The sequence below is a fragment of the Micromonospora sp. WMMA1363 genome, from assembly GCF_030345795.1.
Taxonomy (GTDB): Bacteria; Actinomycetota; Actinomycetes; order Mycobacteriales; family Micromonosporaceae; genus Micromonospora.
Genome location: NZ_JAUALB010000001.1, coordinates 1,970,142 through 1,986,972, shown reverse-complemented (window position 1 = coordinate 1,986,972; position 16,831 = coordinate 1,970,142). Strand labels below are relative to the sequence as shown.

Genomic DNA, 16,831 nt, shown 5'->3' with positions numbered 1-16,831 from the left:
GGCCGCTACTGTACCCAATCAGCCTTGATCGGCAAGTGCACCTGTTGCCTGTGCCGGCGCCACGACGGGGCCTTGGTCTGTGGCATTACCCAGAACCGCCGCCGCGGCTGGCACGACAGAAGCCACCGGGCGGCACTCTCGCCGCCCGGCTGAGCGACCATCCCACTGGACTCGAAGCGACCATCCCACTGGACTCGGAAAAATCTTGACAGTCCTGAAGCCGCGCGCCTAGTGTCCCGGGTAGACGGACGCTGGCCTGCCTGACGTTACGGTGACCGGGATCCCGGGGTCAGCTTTCACTACACGGGGGACGTGTCGTATGAATCATGTTGCGATTGGTGCTGCCCTGCGGTCGGATCGGGGTTCTCGCCATCCCGACGTGACCGGCTGGGAAGGGTCGCAGGAGTATTTCCGATTCGTCGAGGCCGAGGAGATACGGCCGTCACTGGTCATGGACGTTCTGCGCGGACGGCAACTGGGGGTCGTTTTCCGGGACGTGGTATCGGCCGATACGCGCGAGGCGCTGATCACCAACTTCCTGACGAGCCTTGGACGCCGGACGCGCGGGGCGGACGCGCCGGGGGAGTACCTCGGTGCCTACCACTACAACAAGACGATCGACGAGTACTTCGACCAGACGGACGCCGTCAGGGCAGACCTGGACGCGGCGCTGGATGTGCCGTCGGAACCGCTGGGCGCGCTGTACCGGCAGCTCGGGGAGGCGCTCGCACCCTCCGGTATCGAGTTCCGGCCCGCACGCCACCAGGGCCGCGAGGCCTGCGCGGGCATTTTCCGATCCTGGCTGGGGCAGCGGGATTTCGCGTTGGACCCGCACGAGGACCGGGGCCAGTGCGAGGACCCAAAGCAGGTCGGGTTCGAGATTCAGCAGGTGACGAGGCACCACATCGTGGGTCTCAACATCTGTCTGGACAACGGTTCCGACGGGGGGCTGACGGTCTGGAACCTGCGCCCCGACGAGGCGACCAGGGCGCGGCTCGGCGTTCGGTACACCGGCTCTCCGTACGCGATCGACTGGTTGACCGGCATCGACCGGTTGCTGCTCGACGTGCGGCCGGGTGACATCTACCTGTTGAACGCCGGGCACGTGCACGCCGTCGAGCCGGTGCGCGATCCGGATGCCCGCAGGGTGACGCTCTCGGGCATCCTCGGGTTCACGGACGACACGACGGTTATCGCGTGGACGTGACCGGTGCGGCTGCCGGAGGATCCGGTCCACTGTCCGCTGTGGTCAGCGAATATTACCGCAACATCGACCATCGGAATGTCGAAGCGGCGTTGTCCTGCTTCGCGCCGGACGCGGTCTACCGCCGTCCCGGATACGACGCGTTCGTCGGCTTCCAGGCCATCAGCACGTTCTATCACGGCGTCCGGGTGATATCCCGCGGCCGGCACGACCTGGAGTCCATCGTGGAGGATGCGGACACGGTGGCCGTTCGAGGCAGCTGCCGCGGGACCTCGCATGCCGGTGACCCGTTCGCGGTACGTTTCGCCGACTTCTGGCGTTTCTCCGGTCTCCTGGTGGTCGAACGAAATACGTATTTCGACGCGGCAGCCGTCTGACCTCTCACCTCAAGCCCGGACGCCCGGTCGTCGATTTCCCCGGAATCCCGCCGACCGCGTCGGATCGGCGCGCGCAACAACCCTGGAGTGCACGTGAACATGCCGGCAGCCGACGAGAAGTTCGAGTTTGCGGCCCCGGACGGTCGCGGACCTGTGGTCGTGCGGCGGCCCGCCGCCCAGCTTCAGGCCCACACCTGGTTGACGGAGAACCGCTCACGCATCGATGACATCGTCGCCACCCACGGCGGCGTGCTGTTGCGTGACTTCGGGTTCACTTCGGTGTCCGCGTTCAACCGGGCGGTACAGATTTTCAGCCCCGATCTGCTGGACTACGTCCACCGCTCCACCCCGCGTACCAAGATCGGCGGCAAGATCTATTCCGCCACCGAGTATCCGGCCGACCGGAGCATCCCCCTGCACAACGAGAACTCGTACACCGACGCCTGGCCTGATCGGATCTACTTCTTTTGTCTCGTCGCCGCCGAACATGGCGGGGAGACACCTATCGCCGATTCGCGCGGGGTCTACAGACGCATCGACCCCGCTGTGCGGGAACGATTCGAGCGCGCTGGCGTGCTTTACGTGCGCAACTTCAACGAGGGCGTCGACCTGAGCTGGCAGGAGGTCTTCCAGACGGAGGACCGCACGGAGGTGGAGCGGTACTGCGCGGCGCACAGGATCGAGTTCGAATGGCGAGACCGCGGCCCGGCGTTGCGCACCAGCCAGCGCTGCCAAGCGACGGTGCCGCACCCCGGGACCGGTGAACCCGTCTGGTTCAACCAGGCGCACCTGTTCCACATCTCAGCGCTCGACGCCGGCGAGCAGGCATCGCTGATCGAGACGTTCGGCACGGAGAACGTACCGCGCAACGCGTTCTACGGCGACGGCTCTCCCATAGAGCCCGACGTGCTGGAGCACATACGTGACGCCTACGAGCAGGAGAAGGCGCTCTTCATCTGGCAGCGCGGCGACATCATGGTGCTGGACAACCTCCTGTTCGCACACGGCCGCAGGCCCTTCAAGGGAGCGCGGAAAATCGTCGTGGCGATGTCCTGATTCCGTTCAGCCACAATTCCTTCCCACAATCGGCCGGAGGCACTGCCATGCTCAGCACGACCCCCGTCGTCAACTCCTACAACGGCTGGGACCCCCTGGAAGAAGTCATCGTCGGCAGCGTGGCCAACGGGGCCCGGCCGGGATTCGAGCCCGCGTTGCGCCCGTACTTCCCGGATCCCGCCGACCGCGAGTTCGGGGCCGTCCGCCGCGGCGAGGACGAACTTGAGGTGGCCCAGGAGCAACTGGAAACGCTGGCGGAAGTACTCAGGCAGGAAGGCGCCGTGGTACGCCGACCCGCGCCGATGGACTTCTTCACCGAGGTGCGCACGCCCACGTTCCAGGTGCGGAGCCAGAACTCCAGCACTTGCCCGCGGGACGTCCTGCTCGTGGTCGGCGACGAGATCATCGAAGCGCCGATGGCCATGCGGAGCCGGTTTTTCGAGTACCTGCCGTACCGCTCGCTGGTGACCGAGTACTTCAACGCGGGAGCCCGTTGGGCGGCCGCTCCCAAGCCCAGCATGTCCGACGAGATGTACGTCGGCGACTTCTCGGCCGAGGGCGGCGGCTTCGACGCCGACACCAATCCTGCATTGAGCGACGCCGAGCCCTGCTTCGACGCGGCCAGCTTCGCCCGGTGTGGCCGGGACATCTTCTTCCAGCCCGACATCGTGACGAACGACTTCGGCGCCCGCTGGCTGGCCCGTCACCTCGGCCGCGAGTACCGCCTCCACCGTGTCCGGTTCGCCGACGCGCACCCGCAGCACATCGACGCCACGATGGTGCCGCTGCGTCCCGGGCTTGTGATGATGAACCCGGACCGGCCGCCCGTCGACGGCACCATTGCGTTGTTCGAGGAGAACAACTGGAAGGTGGTCATGGCGCCGCCTTCGGTCCGGGGCAACTTCCTGCGTACGGCGGAAGTGAGCAACTGGATCTCCATGAACGTCTTCAACGTGAACGAGGACACGATCATCTGCGAGGAGCGGGAAAAGCCGATGATCGAGTTCCTCAAGTCGTTCGGCTTCCGGGTGATCGCCATCCCGTTCGCGAACGTCTACCCGTTCGGCGGGAGTTTCCACTGCTGCACGGTCGACATCCGGCGCACCGGCACCCTGCAGTCCTACTTCTCCAACCTGGGCGGCTAATCCGCCAGCGCCCCTGCCCGCCTCCACTAGGAAGCCATGTTGATGCTCCCGCCGCGCGACGATGAACCATACCTCGCTTGGAACCGCACCGAGACGAGCTACCCGACCCACCGACTGGTCCACGAGCTGTTCGAGGAACGCGTCCGGGAGCGGCCCGACGCCGTCGCGGTCACCTGCGGTGACGTCAGTCTGACGTACCAGGCGCTCGAGGACCGCGCCAACGCGCTAGCGCTGGAGCTTCGGCGCACGTACGGGGTGGGCACCGACACACTGGTTTCCCTGGTGTCGGATCGCAGCGAGCGCGTTTTGATCAGCATGCTGGCGGTGCTCAAGGCGGGCGGGGCGTACGTGCCGATCGCGCCGGACAGTCCGGACCGGCGGGTCGAACTGATCCTGCGGGAGAGCCGATCGCGCGTGGTGCTGACCGACGATCGACATCACACGCGCCTGGCGGGCATCGTCGACGCGGCCCGTCTCGCTGTCGACGTTCTTCCGGCCGGGAGTGTCGTCAACCCGCGGCCGGCAACCGACTGCTCGCAGCCGGTCGTCGGGGTGCGTCCCGATTCGAACTCCCTCGCGTACGTCATCTACACCTCGGGCACCAGCGGGCGCCCCAAGGGCGTGATGGTCGAACATCGATCGGTCGTCAACTACATCTGCAATGTGGCGGACCGCCTGGGCATGTCCGCCGAGGACACCTGCGGCTACTCGACGAACGTGAGCTTCGATCTGACGGTTACGACGACGCTGGCCTGTCTGGCGCTCGGCGGGCGCGTCGCCGTGCATACCGGCGAGACCCGCGACGTGGACTCGTACCGGCGGTTCCTGGTCGAGCAGGGCGTCACCACCGTCAAGTTGACGCCGAGTTACTTCGGTCTGGTCGCCGCCTCGCTGTGCGAGACGAACGTGCGTACGGTGGTGCTCGGTGGCGAGAAACTCAGCCGCGCGCTCCTGGAGCGGATCCGGACTCGTGCCGATCAGGAGCTGACCGTCTATGACGAGTACGGACCGACCGAGGCGACGGTAGGGACCTGCGTCGCTGTCGTGCACCCGTTGCCCGAAGGCAGTACGCCGAACATCGGCCGGTTGTACGGCAACTACCGGGCGTACGTCCTGGATGCCGAGCTGCGGCCGGTCAGAGTCGGTGCGGTCGGCGAACTGTTCATCGGCGGCCTCGGCCTGGCCAAGGGCTACCTGGAACAGCCGGAGCTGACTGCCGAGCGCTTTCTCGCCGACCCCTTCCTGAGCGAGCAGGAGCAGGGCGGCCCTGGGCCGGACGGCGCGGACCGCATCGCGCGGATGTATCGTACCGGGGACCTGGTGCGCTGGCTTCCTGGAGGCGAACTCGAGTACCTGGGACGCAACGACGACCAGGTCAAGATCCGCGGATTCCGGGTCGAGCTCGGGGAGGTCGCGCACGCCGTGGAAAGTTACGGCGACGTCGACCGGGCCGTCGTCGTGGCTCGCACCGTCGGCTCCGAGAACGAGATCTCCGGGCTCGTGGCGTACGTGGTGGCCGGGGAGTTCGGCTGCTCGGAGGAGGCGTTGGCGGAGCACCTTCGGGAGATCCTGCCGGAGTACCTGCTGCCCTCGGTGTACGTCTTCCTCGACGAACTGCCGTTGACGTCGAACGGGAAGGTGGACCGGGCCGCGCTGCCCAAGCCGGAGCAGACGCGGGCCGAGGAGTACGTGGCGCCGCGCACGAACCTCGAGCGCGCGGTCGCGGAAATCTGGGCCGAGATGCTCGGGCGGGACGAGCGGTCAATCGGCATCGCCGACGACTTCTTCCGCTTGGGCGGCGACAGCATCGTCGCCATCCAGTTGCTCGGCCGGCTCCGTCAGCGCTTCGGTGTCCACCTCCCGGTCCACGAACTGCTCAACCGTCCGACCGTCGAACGGTTCTGCGAGTTCCTCGCCGGCCAGCTCGCCGAGCATCCGCGCCCGGTCGGCGATCAGAGGGACGAGGCGGACTCCGCCGTCGGCGAAGCGCCGCTGCTTCCCATTCAGGAGTGGTTCTTCCGCAGCGACTTCGTTCGTCCGAACCACTGGAACCAGGCGTTCCTGATCGCGACCCCCCAGCTGGACGCGGACCGGCTCCGGGAGTGTGTGCGGGAGCTGGGGAACCGACACGGCGCCTTCCGTCTCCGTTACCGCCGCAACCTGGCGGGCGAAATCGTCCAGTACTACGACGACGACCACCAGCCGACGGACCTGGTGGTGGGCTCGGTCGCCGACATCTCGGACCTACAGGCCCAGCTCACCGAGTGGCAGGCGGACTTCGACCTCGAGCACGGTCCGGTCTACTGGATCGGCTACCTGGACGGACTGGCCGACGGAACCGCCCGCGTGTTCATAGCCTGCCACCACCTGATTGTCGACGCGGTGAGCTGGCGGGTGCTCGCCGAAGACCTCGAGGCGCTCTATCACGGGCGGAGCCTTCCACCGGTGGGGAGCAGCTACCGGCAGTGGACGACGGCGGTGCAGCAATACGCGTCCCGGCATCCGGAGGAGCGCGACTACTGGCAGGAGGTCCAGTCGGCGTACGAGCACACCGGAGCCGCCGCCCTGCAGCGCCTCGTGGCGAGCGAGGCCACCAGGACGGTGTCCCAGCTGGTTCTCGACCGGGACAGCACCGAGCGCCTGCTGCGCTGCCACCGGACCTACCGCACGCAGATCAACGACGTCCTGTTGGCCGCGTTCTCCCACGCATTGACGGATCTCACCGGTGAGTCGGTCAACTACGTCACTCTCGAAGGTCACGGCCGCGAGGAAGTCGATCCGAGACTGGACGTGGGGCGGACGGTCGGCTGGTTCACCACGATGTTTCCGGTCCGGCTACATACGGGCGCCGATCAGCTCGCGACGCTGCGCGAAACCAAGGAGACCCTGCGCGGGATTCCGGCGAAGGGTATCGGTTATGGCGCCCGGTACGGCTACCACGACGACCGACTGCCCCGGATCAACTTCAACTACCTCGGCCGACTCGACGCCGAGAAGGCCACGGCGGACGGCGCGCGTTGGCGGCTGACCCGGGAGTCCTTCGGCGAGGCCGTGCACCCGGACAACCGCGACAACAACATCATGACGATCAACGGCTGGATCGTCGACGGCAGACTCACGTTCACCATCGCGAACAAGCTCGGCCAGGAGACCGGAGACCGCCTGGTCCAGGCGTACGAGCGGTGCCTGGTCGAGTTGATCGGCGAACTGTCCGCCGCGTCGCGCGCCTACCTGACGCCCGCGGACGTGGACCACGTCGTCTCGAGGGAGTACCTCGACGAGCTTCAGTCCGAGCGGGAGATCGAAGGCGTCTACCTGGCGAACAGTCTGCAGCAGGGGTTCATCTACCAGGCCGTCACGCACGGCCGGGATGACGATGCCTACACCGTGCAGATGATGTGGGAGTACGCCACCGAGATCGACGATGACGCCATGCACGAGGCGTGGAACCGGGCGCAGCGCGCGTTCCCCGCGCTGCGGCTGCGCTTCGGCTGGCAGCAGGAACTGGTTCAGATCATCGACGCGGATGCCACCGTGGACTGGCGTTACGTCGATCTCTCCGACCGGTCAGCCGATGAGGCGGCGGCGTCGATACGACGTCTGCGCGAGGCGGACCGGACCGAGCCGTACAACCTGGGCTCCGGGCCGCTGTTCAGGGTATACCTGGTCAAACAGAGCCCGGTCCATTTCTGCTGCCTCTTCAGCCACCACCACTCGATCCTCGACGGCTGGAGCAACACGGTGCTGCTGAGCCGTGTGCACGAGTTGTACGAAGCTCTTGTCGCAGGGCTGCCGACCGACACCATGCCTGATCGCAGCTACTCGGCCGGGCAGAAGTATCTGCAGGAACATCGCAACGACCACCTGGAGTTCTGGCGGGACCATCTCGCGCACTACGACGAGCGCATGGACCTACAGGGGCTGCTCCGACCGGAGGCGCGTGCGGACGGCCTGCGTATCGACACGACCCGACGCATCCAGAACATGCGGGAACTGAGTTTCACCGTCTCGGGCGACCACTTCGCAACGCTGCGCCGGCTCACCCAGGACATGGCGGTCACGCTCAACGCGCTGATGCTGTACGTGTGGCACAAGACTCTCGCTTGTCACACCGGGGCGAACCAGACGATCACCGGCGTCGTGTTGTCCGGCCGGGGCATTCCGGTCAACGACATCGACACCAGCATTGGCCTGTTCATCAATACCCTGCCTCTCATCGTGCCAGACGGGACCGGTGACGAATCCGTCCGCGACGGAATCCAGGCGGTACAGCGGCGGATCAACGAGCTGAACGCCCGCAGCACGGTCAACCTGGCCGAGCTGCACGAGGGCGCCGATCGCCTGTTCGACACGCTCTTCATCTACGAGAACTGGCCCAAGATCAGTCCGGACGGCTGGCAGTCGCGACTCGCGGTGCAGGTGGGCGGGGAGTACGAGAAGCTGGACTACCCGCTGTCCGTGATCGTGTCCGAGGTTCCGGGCAGCATCCAGTTCCGCCTCGTGTACGCGGCAGAGCTGTTCGACGCCCGCTACATGACGGACATGCTCGACATGCAGCGGCACCTGCTGGACGAGGTGCTCGCCGACGAGGGACGCCCCTGGCGAGAGGTCGACCTGCTCTCCGAGGCTCAGCATCGCGAGCTGGCCGCCATGCTGAATCCCACCGCCGAGGGGCTCCCGTCGGCCCGCACGCTCGTGGAGGCGTTCGAGGAGCAGGCGCGTCGGCATCCGGAGCGCAACGCCGTCTCCTTCGAGGGCGCCACCCTCACCTACGGCGCACTGGACCAACAGGCCAACCGGCTCGCCAACCTGCTCACCGACGCCCACGGCGTACAGCCTGAGGAACTCGTCGTCCTCTGCCTCGACAAGGGGCTTGAACTCATCGTGAGCATCCTGGCGGTGCTCAAGGCGAGAGCCGCCTACGTCCTGACGGACCCGGCCTATCCCGACAACCGTATCTCCTACATCTTGCGGGACACGGCCGCTCGGCTGGTCATCACGACCGGCCGGCACCTCGACCGGCTCTCGGCACTCGGCGACCCGGCCCGCGCCCCGACGGTCCTCGCGCTCGACGCACCGGAGGCCCGCGACGCCGTCGCGACGGCGAGCCCGACCGCTCCCGGGACGTACGCGTCGGTGGACGCGCTGATGTACGTCCTGTACACCTCGGGGACCACCGGTGCTCCCAAGGGCGTGATGATCGAGCACCGGGCGTACGACCGGACCATGGCCGCCGTGCGGGCCCGGTACTTTGCCGACCGCGTAACCGTGAGCACGTACAGCCTCACCAATCACGTGTTCGACATTTTCGGCCTGGAGTACGGCCTGCCCCTGTGGACCGGCGGAAGCGTGGAACTCGCGTCCGACCTCCCCATGAGCCTGGACTGCGGCGGCCTCGACTTCGTCCAGATGACCCCGAGCGTCTGCGACGTGATGCTCGACCGGTTGGTGAACGTGCCGGACGAGCTGCTGCTGCTGGTCGGCGGCGAAAGGCTGCCGAAGGAACTGCTCGAACGCGTGCTGGCCAGGTCGATCGACCTCGTCAACGTCTACGGGCCGACGGAGACGACGATCTGGTCGACCGCACGGCTGTACCGGCACGCCGACGGGCTGGACAGGCTTCCGGTGAGCATCGGCACGCCGTTCGCCGGTGAGTCGGTCCACGTCCTCGACGGCGCGCTCCGGCCGCTGCCGATCGGCGCAGTCGGTGAGCTGTGCATCGGCGGTGACGGGCTGGCGCGCGGATACCTCAACAAGAACGACCTGACCCGCGAGCGGTTCGTCAGCGTCCCGCCCGGTCCGGCCGGCGGCGCGCGGCCGGTCCGGCTCTACCGCACCGGTGACCTGGTACGTCTGCTGCCGTCCGGCGCCTTGGAGTTCATCGGGCGCAACGACGCCCAAGTCAAGATCGACGGACACCGCATCGAGCTTGGCGAGGTCGACGGGGCGCTCGCCAGCCACCCCGCGGTGCGGCAGTCTGTCGTTCTTGTCGTGGAGCTCGGCACTCCGGTCCTGGTGGGCTACTACGTCGCGGACCGGGAGATCCCCGCGGAGGAACTCAACGAGCACCTGCGGCGGTCGTTGCCGGGGTACATGGTGCCGGCCCGGTGCATCCACCTCGGGAGCATGCCGCTGACCATCAACGGCAAGGTGGATCGCGCGGCGCTACCGCGGCCGAGCGCTGTCGGCACCCGGGTCCACGTGCCGCCGCGCTCCGGCACCGAGGCGGACCTGTGCGCATTGATGGCGCGGCTGCTCGGTCTGGACCCCGTCGATGTCGGCATCGACGACGACTTCTTCCAGCTCGGCGGCACGAGTCTGCTCAGCATCAAGCTAGTCTCGGCCGTGGAGCGCGAACTCGGCATCTCGACGACCGTCGGATACCTTCTCGCGCACCGGACGATCCGGGAATACGTCGAGAACCTCGATGAGTCCCGCAGCGAGAGGGCGACCATTTCCCCGGCGACGTTCGCCAAGTTCGAAGACCAGAAGCTGTCCTTCGCGCAGGAACGCCTCTGGTTCATCGAGCGGTTCGAAGGCGGCACCAGCGCCTACAACCTGCCCCTCGTCCTCGAGGTCGCCGACCACGTGGACACGGACGCCCTGCTGATGGCTGTACGCGGCGTGATCGCTCGGCAGGATGTGCTGCGCACTCTGTTGAAGGAGACACCGGACGGCACCGGATACCAGGAGGTCCTCGAGGCGGAGACCCCGGTCGGGATCGAGGTGGTGCGGATGCCGGATCGGGAGGCGATGCACGCGGAAATCCGCCGGGACCTGCAGCGGATCTTCGACCTCGCGGCCGAGGTTCCCGTGCGCGTGCGCCTCTACGAGGTGCCGGACGTCGGCCGTCGCCTGCTGTTCATCATCCATCACGTCGCGTTCGACGGATGGTCGACCGACGTGTTGCTGGAGGATCTCCGTACGGCCTACGACCTCGTCGCGCACCCGCCGCGGGGGGCCGATCCGCTGGCCGGACTGCCAGCGCCGCAGTTGCGCTACCGGGATTTCGCCGTGTGGCAGCGCGACTATCTGACCGGCGAGCGGCTCGCGCGGCTGCGGCGGTTCTGGGAGGACAAGCTCGAGGACTACCAGAACCTCGATCTCGTTCCGGACCGGCCGCGGCCGGACAGCGTGGACTACCGTGGTGCGGACATCCGCCTCGCGGTCGGGGCCGACGTCTCCCGGCATCTGCGGCAACTGGCGGAGGAGCTGCGGGTCAGCCTGTTCAGCCTGCTGCTCAGCGCCCACTTCCTCACCCTGCGCTGCTTCAGCGACCAGAACGATATCGTGGTGGGCACGCCGGTCGCGAACCGTGACCATCCCCAGCTCTCCCGTCTCGTCGGCTTCTTCGTCAACACCTTGCCCCTGCGCTCGCGCATCGACGGGCAGGCGCGGATCTCGGACTATGTGCGCGAGACCGCCGGTGAGGTCCTCGACATGCTCCGCCACCAGGAACTTCCGTTCGAACAGTTGCTCGAGATCCTGGACATCGAGCGGGATGTCAGCCGGCACCCCATCTTCCAGGTCACCTTCGGGGTCCAGAGTTTCGGCGCGCCCTCGCGCCGCACCGACGGCTCGTCGGAGGCTGTCCTGCGCACGTCTCCCGAGACCCGGGAGCTGTACACGGCAGCGAGGTTCGACCTGAGTACGTTCATCGACGACTCGCTCGAATCTCTCGAGATACACATCAACTACGCCACGAGCCTGTTCGAAAGCGCCACCGTCGACAGTTTCGCCCAGACCTACCTCACGATCCTCCGCCAGTTCGCGGACCTGGCCGGGAGCGAGACCAGGCAGGGACAGACCGCCATCTCCGACGTGGAGTACGTGGACGGTGCTCGGTACCGCGAGTTGGTGGACCAATGGAGCGCGCCACAGCGACGGTTCCCCTCCGCGAGGCTGCTGCACCAATCGGTCGAGGAGCACGCGCGTCGCTCGCCCGATCGGGTCGCGCTGGTCCGGGAGGAGCGCCGGCTCACCTACGGAGAGCTCAACACGGAGGCCAACCGGCTCGCGCATCGTCTGCTCGGCGGCGGCAAGGTCGAACCCGGCACCGTCGTCCTGCTCTGCCTGGACCGCAGTGAGGACATCGTCGTTTCAATCCTGGCCACACTCAAGGCGGGCGGCGCCTACCTTCCGGTCGACCCCACCTATCCCGACGACCGCATCGGCTTCATGCTCGCCGACGCGGGTGCGCACACGATCGTGACCCACAGTCGATATGTGGAGCGAATCACCGGCATCCTGGCCCGGGCCACGATGGAGGGGCTGATTTCGCGGCCGGAGGACGTCGACGTGATCGCCGTCGACGACCCGCGTGCGCGGGAGGTGCTGGGCGCCATGCCGGACACGGACCCGGTCGTGAGAGTCGCTCCGGGGGATCTCGCCTACGTTCTGTACACCTCGGGCACCACCGGCAGGCCGAAGGGCGTGCCGCAGACCCACGCCAATGTGGCCCGCCTGTTCGCGGCGCTCGAGGGTGTCTACGACATCCGCGAGAACGATGTGTGGGCACTGTTCCACAACTACGTCTTCGACTTCACGGTCTGGGAGATGTGGGGCGCCTTCCTGTACGGCGGCCGTCTGGTGGTGCCGACGTTCGAGCAGACGCGCGACCCGGAGCTGTACTACGCGCTGTGCCGCGCCGAGCGCGTCACCATGCTCTGCCAGACCGCCACCGCGTTCTACCAGTTCGTCAATGTCGCGCTCGGCAAGGACGACGGAGACCGTCTGGACGACCTGCGGTACGTCTTCCTCGGCGGCGAGGCGCTCAACGTGTCGCTACTGACCAAGTGGTTCGAGCGATACAGCCACGACCGTCCACAGCTCGCCATGGGCTATGGCACGACGGAGACCACGGTTTTCACCTGCTACAAGCTCTACACCGAGACGGATGAGGGTTCGACCGACATCGGCTCGCTGATCCCGGACGTCGCCGGGTACGTGCTCGACGCGCAGCTGCGGCTGCTGCCGATGGGCGCGGTCGGTGAGCTGTACATCGGCGGTGCGGGGTTGGCCGCCGAACTGCTCAATCAGCCGGACTTGACGGCCCGCAAGTTCGTCGCCAACCCCTTCGCCACCGGATCCGACCCGGAGTGGAACAACCGTCTGTACAAGAGCGGCGACCTGGTGCGTTGGGCGCCGAACCAGACGCTGCGCTTCGTCGGTCGCAACGACCTGCAGGTCAAGATCCGCGGTCACCGGATCGAGCTGGGGGAGATCGAGGCGGTTCTGGCCGACGTGCCGGGCGTGCTCCAGAGCGCTGTCGTGGTGCGCAGGACCGGCGACGGCGGCGGACACACCCATCTGGTCGGCTACTACGTCGCCGAGGCCGACATGGGTTCCGAGCCGTTGTTCGAGCAGTTGGAGGCGAAGCTGCCGACCTACATGATCCCCGCGGCGCTGGTTCAAGTGGACGAACTGCCACGCAAGATCAGTGGGAAGCTCGACGTCAAGGCTCTTCCCTCGCCGCAGCTGAGCCTGGCCCGCGAGTTGGTCGGTCCGCATGACGCGCGTGAGGCCCTGGCCCGCAGGATCCTGGCGGAGGTGCTCGGCGTCGACCCCGAGGCGATCGGCGTGCACGACGATTTCTTCCAGCTCGGCGGCAACAGCATCCTGTCGATCAAGCTGGCGAGCCGGTTGAGCGCCGAACTCGGCACGTACGTCAGCATCGCGTCGATCTTCCGGCGCCGGTCTGTGGCGGGCCTGGTCGGCGGTCTGGGGACTTCGCAGCGGGAAGCCGTCGCCATCCCGCGGCTCGAGGCACGTGCGGAGACCGAGCAGGTGGCGTCGTTTGCGCAGGAGCGGTTCTGGTTCATCGACCAGTACGAGAGCGGAAACCTCGGGTACAACATCCAACTCTGCTACGAGGTCCTGCCCGGCGTCGACGTGGATGTGCTCGAGCGGTGCCTCAGCGAAGTGGGCCGACGTCACGAGGTGCTGCGGACGGTCATCCGCCGGGCGCCCAACGGCCGGCTTCACCAGGTAGTGCTGGACCACGAGACGACGCCACTCGACGTCCGGCACATCACCGTGACGGGTGAGGCCGACCTGGCCGCGCGCTTCGGCGCCGAGGGTATGCACCAGTTCGACCTCGCGAATGAGGCGCCGCTGCGGGTCGCCATCTACCGGCAGGAGGCTGCCGAGGGCTCGCCGAGCCGTACCTTCGTCGGCATCGTCGTCCATCACATCGCGTTCGACGGTTGGTCAGCCGACATCCTGCTGGACGAGCTGAGCCGGCTCTACCAGGCGGAGGAGCTGCCAGAACCGTCCATTCAGTACAAGGACTACGCGGCCTGGGAACGGGAGCACATCGGCGGCACCCGGCTGGCGGAGCTGCTCGGGTACTGGAAGGGCCGCCTGCACGGTCGACGACCGGTGGAACTGCCCACCGACCGGATCCGGCCAGCCAAGATCGACTACAGCGGCGACGGCGTGTCGTTCGAGCTGGACCCTGAAACGTCGGCGGCGGCTCGACGGCTGGCACACGAGAGCGGGGTCGGAGTCTTCAGCGTGCTACTCGCCGCCTTCCTCCTGACGCTCCGGGCATACACCGGCCGTTCCGACCTGCTCGTCGGCATCCCGGTGGCCAACCGGACACACGTCCAGACTCACGAGCTCATCGGTTGCTTCACCAATTCCCTGGCGCTCGACTTCGACATCGACGGCGACGACGACGTGGACATGCTGATCAAAAAGGTCGGCGCGCGCGTGGTCGAAGCTCAGGAGCACCAGGAGTTGCCCTTCGAGCGCCTCGTCGCGGAGCTGGATCTTTCCGTCGACTCCGCCCGGCACCCTCTATTCCAGATCTGGTTCGACGTCAATTCGTTCGCCGAGACCGACGCGGACCGGCTCGCCGGACACGAGCCGTCTCCCGCCGCGCTGTTGCGAACCCACGCACTCGAGGGACACACTCCCGACGGCGGGTCGACCATCAACGCCAACCTCGACTTCGGCCTGGTCCTGAACGACGCGGGCGAGTCGATGACCGGAACCATCACCTATGCCACAGCCCTGTTCGATCACGGCACCGTGGAGCGTTTCGCGTCCACCTACCGATCCATCCTGATGCAGTTTGCGAGGACGAAATGAAGCTGGCCGATCTGAACCTCTTGCCGGACGACGAGCAGCAGCGGCTTCTCCACGAGAGCAAGGGGCCGGAGCTGTCCTTCCCGGCGGAGGCCACCATCGCCCAGGTGTTCCGCGAGCGGGCGGCGGCGTCGCCGGACGTCCGCGCGGTGGTCTTCGACGGTTCCTCACTGACGTACCGGGAGCTCGACGAATGGTCGGATCGGCTGGCCGGCGAGCTGATCGCGGCCCACGGAACGGGGCCCGGTCAGCTGGTGGCGCTCGGCCTCAACCGCGGCATCGAGATGACCGTCGCCATCATCGCGGTCTGGAAGGCCGGTGCCGCCTACGTGCCGATCGACCCCGAGACGCCGGACGAGCGGGTGCGCTACATGCTCGATGACACAGCTGCACCGGTCGTGCTCTGCGGCAGCGCGCACCAGGAACGGATGGAGCGGATCGCGGCAGCCGGCACGGCCGTCCGCGCGGTGGACGGCCTGTGGGGTCGGGCCGTGCGTGCGGGCGGGGCCGCGGCACCGACGGAGACGGGCGCGGACGCCGGAAGTCTGGCCTACGTCATCTACACCTCGGGCACGACCGGCAAGCCCAAGGGCGTGATGATCGAGAACCGCTCGGTGGTCAATCACGTGTGCGTCATCAGCGACCTCTACGACTTCGCCGGAGAGCCGGGCCAGGAGGTGATGCTGCAGGTTCTCAACTACGCGTTCGACGGCGGCGTCGTGCCAATGGTGCTCGCCCTGCTGACCGGGAACTCGCTGCTGCACGTCCCCGACCAGCTGTGGCTCGAAGCGGAGAAGTTCACCGAGTACCTGCGCGGCAATGGCGTCACCCACATGAACGGCACGCCGACCTTCTACAAGCACATCAGGCTCGGCGAGGTGCCGAGCCTCAAGCGCATGGTGATCGGCGGCGAGGCGCTCGACGCCGCGTGCTTCCGGGAGATGACGCGCGTCAACAAGGTCCCGGTGTTCAACGAGTACGGGCCGACCGAGGCCACGATCTCGACGACCTCGCACGCGGCCCGGGAGTACGACCTGGCGATTGGCCGGCCGCAGAGCAACTCGTTGGTGCTGATCCTCGACGAAGCGCGGCGCATCGTCCCGGTCGGTGCCGTCGGAGAGGTCTTCCTGGGCGGCCCCGGGCTGGCCCGCGGCTATCTCAACATGCCCGAGCTCACCGCGGAGAGGTTCGTCCCGAACCCCTTCCAGAGCGGAGCGGAGAAGGCCGACGCCGCCTGGGGTCCGGACGGGCGCAACGCGCGGCTCTACCGCACCGGGGATCTCGCGCGCCGGAGGTCCGACGGGGCGCTGGAGTACGTCGGCCGGAACGACTCGCAGATCAAGGTCCGCGGCTTCCGGGTGGAACCCGCCGAGATCGAGGCCACCTTGAACGCGTATCCGGGGGTGACGCAGAGCGCCGTGCTCCCCGCGCAGGCCGGGAGGCACGGGGAGCCCACAGCTGAGGTGACCTCCCTGGTCGGCTTCTATGTCGCCGCTGAACAGGTGAACGTCGACGAGCTGCTGCGCCATATGGGAGCGGCGCTGCCGTCCTACATGGTGCCGACCGAGCTCGTCCACGTGGATGTGGTCCCGATGACCGTCAACGGCAAACTGGACGTCAAGGCGCTGCATGCACTGCGGTCCGGCGTCGACTCCGACGGCGTCGCGCCGCGTACCGCGCTCGAGGGCAGGGTCCAGGAGATCGTCGCGGGCATCATCGGCCTGGAGCCCGCCACCATCGGCGTCGAGGACGACCTGTTCGGACTGGGGCTCAACAGCATTCTGGTGATCCAGCTGATCTCCGCGCTCAATAACGAACTCGGAGTCGACATCGCGGTCCCGTCGCTCTTCATGTATCCCACGATCGCGGAGCTCACGGAAACCCCGGAATTCCAGACTGCCCAGGTCAAGGTCCGCAGTACCGCCGACTGAGTGGTGCCACAGACGCTAGGAGCTCGT

At 67.2% G+C, this 16,831-nt stretch carries 6 protein-coding genes; all 6 read left to right on the top strand.

Annotation, left to right across the window (positions count from 1 at the left end; translation table 11 throughout):
* Positions 1 to 379 precede the first annotated feature (379 nt).
* Positions 380 to 1,207 (top strand): hypothetical protein, encoded by an 828-nt coding sequence (locus tag QTQ03_RS09055; protein WP_289277589.1) that lies wholly within the window; start codon positions 380 to 382, stop codon positions 1,205 to 1,207.
* The gene (locus QTQ03_RS09050) at positions 1,198 to 1,581 is read left to right on the top strand and encodes a nuclear transport factor 2 family protein (protein ID WP_289277588.1); all 384 of its coding nucleotides are present in this window, start codon (positions 1,198 to 1,200) and stop codon (positions 1,579 to 1,581) included. The genes QTQ03_RS09055 and QTQ03_RS09050 overlap by 10 nt, the downstream gene beginning before the upstream one ends.
* A 99-nt stretch (positions 1,582 to 1,680) precedes the next feature.
* The gene (locus tag QTQ03_RS09045) at positions 1,681 to 2,637 is read left to right on the top strand and encodes a TauD/TfdA family dioxygenase (RefSeq protein ID WP_289277587.1); all 957 of its coding nucleotides are present in this window, start codon (positions 1,681 to 1,683) and stop codon (positions 2,635 to 2,637) included.
* A gap of 47 nt (positions 2,638 to 2,684) precedes the next feature.
* Positions 2,685 to 3,782 (top strand): amidinotransferase, encoded by a 1,098-nt coding sequence (locus tag QTQ03_RS09040; RefSeq protein ID WP_289277586.1) that lies wholly within the window; start codon positions 2,685 to 2,687, stop codon positions 3,780 to 3,782.
* A 36-nt stretch (positions 3,783 to 3,818) separates the two neighbouring features.
* Positions 3,819 to 14,876, top strand: a complete 11,058-nt coding sequence (locus QTQ03_RS09035; protein WP_289277585.1) for a non-ribosomal peptide synthetase — start codon at positions 3,819 to 3,821, stop codon at positions 14,874 to 14,876.
* Positions 14,873 to 16,804, top strand: a complete 1,932-nt coding sequence (locus tag QTQ03_RS09030; RefSeq protein ID WP_289277584.1) for a non-ribosomal peptide synthetase — start codon at positions 14,873 to 14,875, stop codon at positions 16,802 to 16,804. Before QTQ03_RS09035 ends, QTQ03_RS09030 begins: the two co-directional genes overlap by 4 nt.
* Positions 16,805 to 16,831: the final 27 nt, after the last annotated feature.

Bases quoted from the DNA above. Each gene is read 5' to 3' on its own strand.
- QTQ03_RS09035 (WP_289277585.1), top strand. From the start codon at position 3,819: ATGTTGATGCTCCCGCCGCGCGACGATGAACCATACCTCGCTTGGAAC.
- QTQ03_RS09045 (WP_289277587.1), top strand. From the start codon at position 1,681: ATGCCGGCAGCCGACGAGAAGTTCGAGTTTGCGGCCCCGGACGGTCGC.
- QTQ03_RS09040 (WP_289277586.1), top strand. From the start codon at position 2,685: ATGCTCAGCACGACCCCCGTCGTCAACTCCTACAACGGCTGGGACCCC.
- QTQ03_RS09030 (WP_289277584.1), top strand. From the start codon at position 14,873: ATGAAGCTGGCCGATCTGAACCTCTTGCCGGACGACGAGCAGCAGCGG.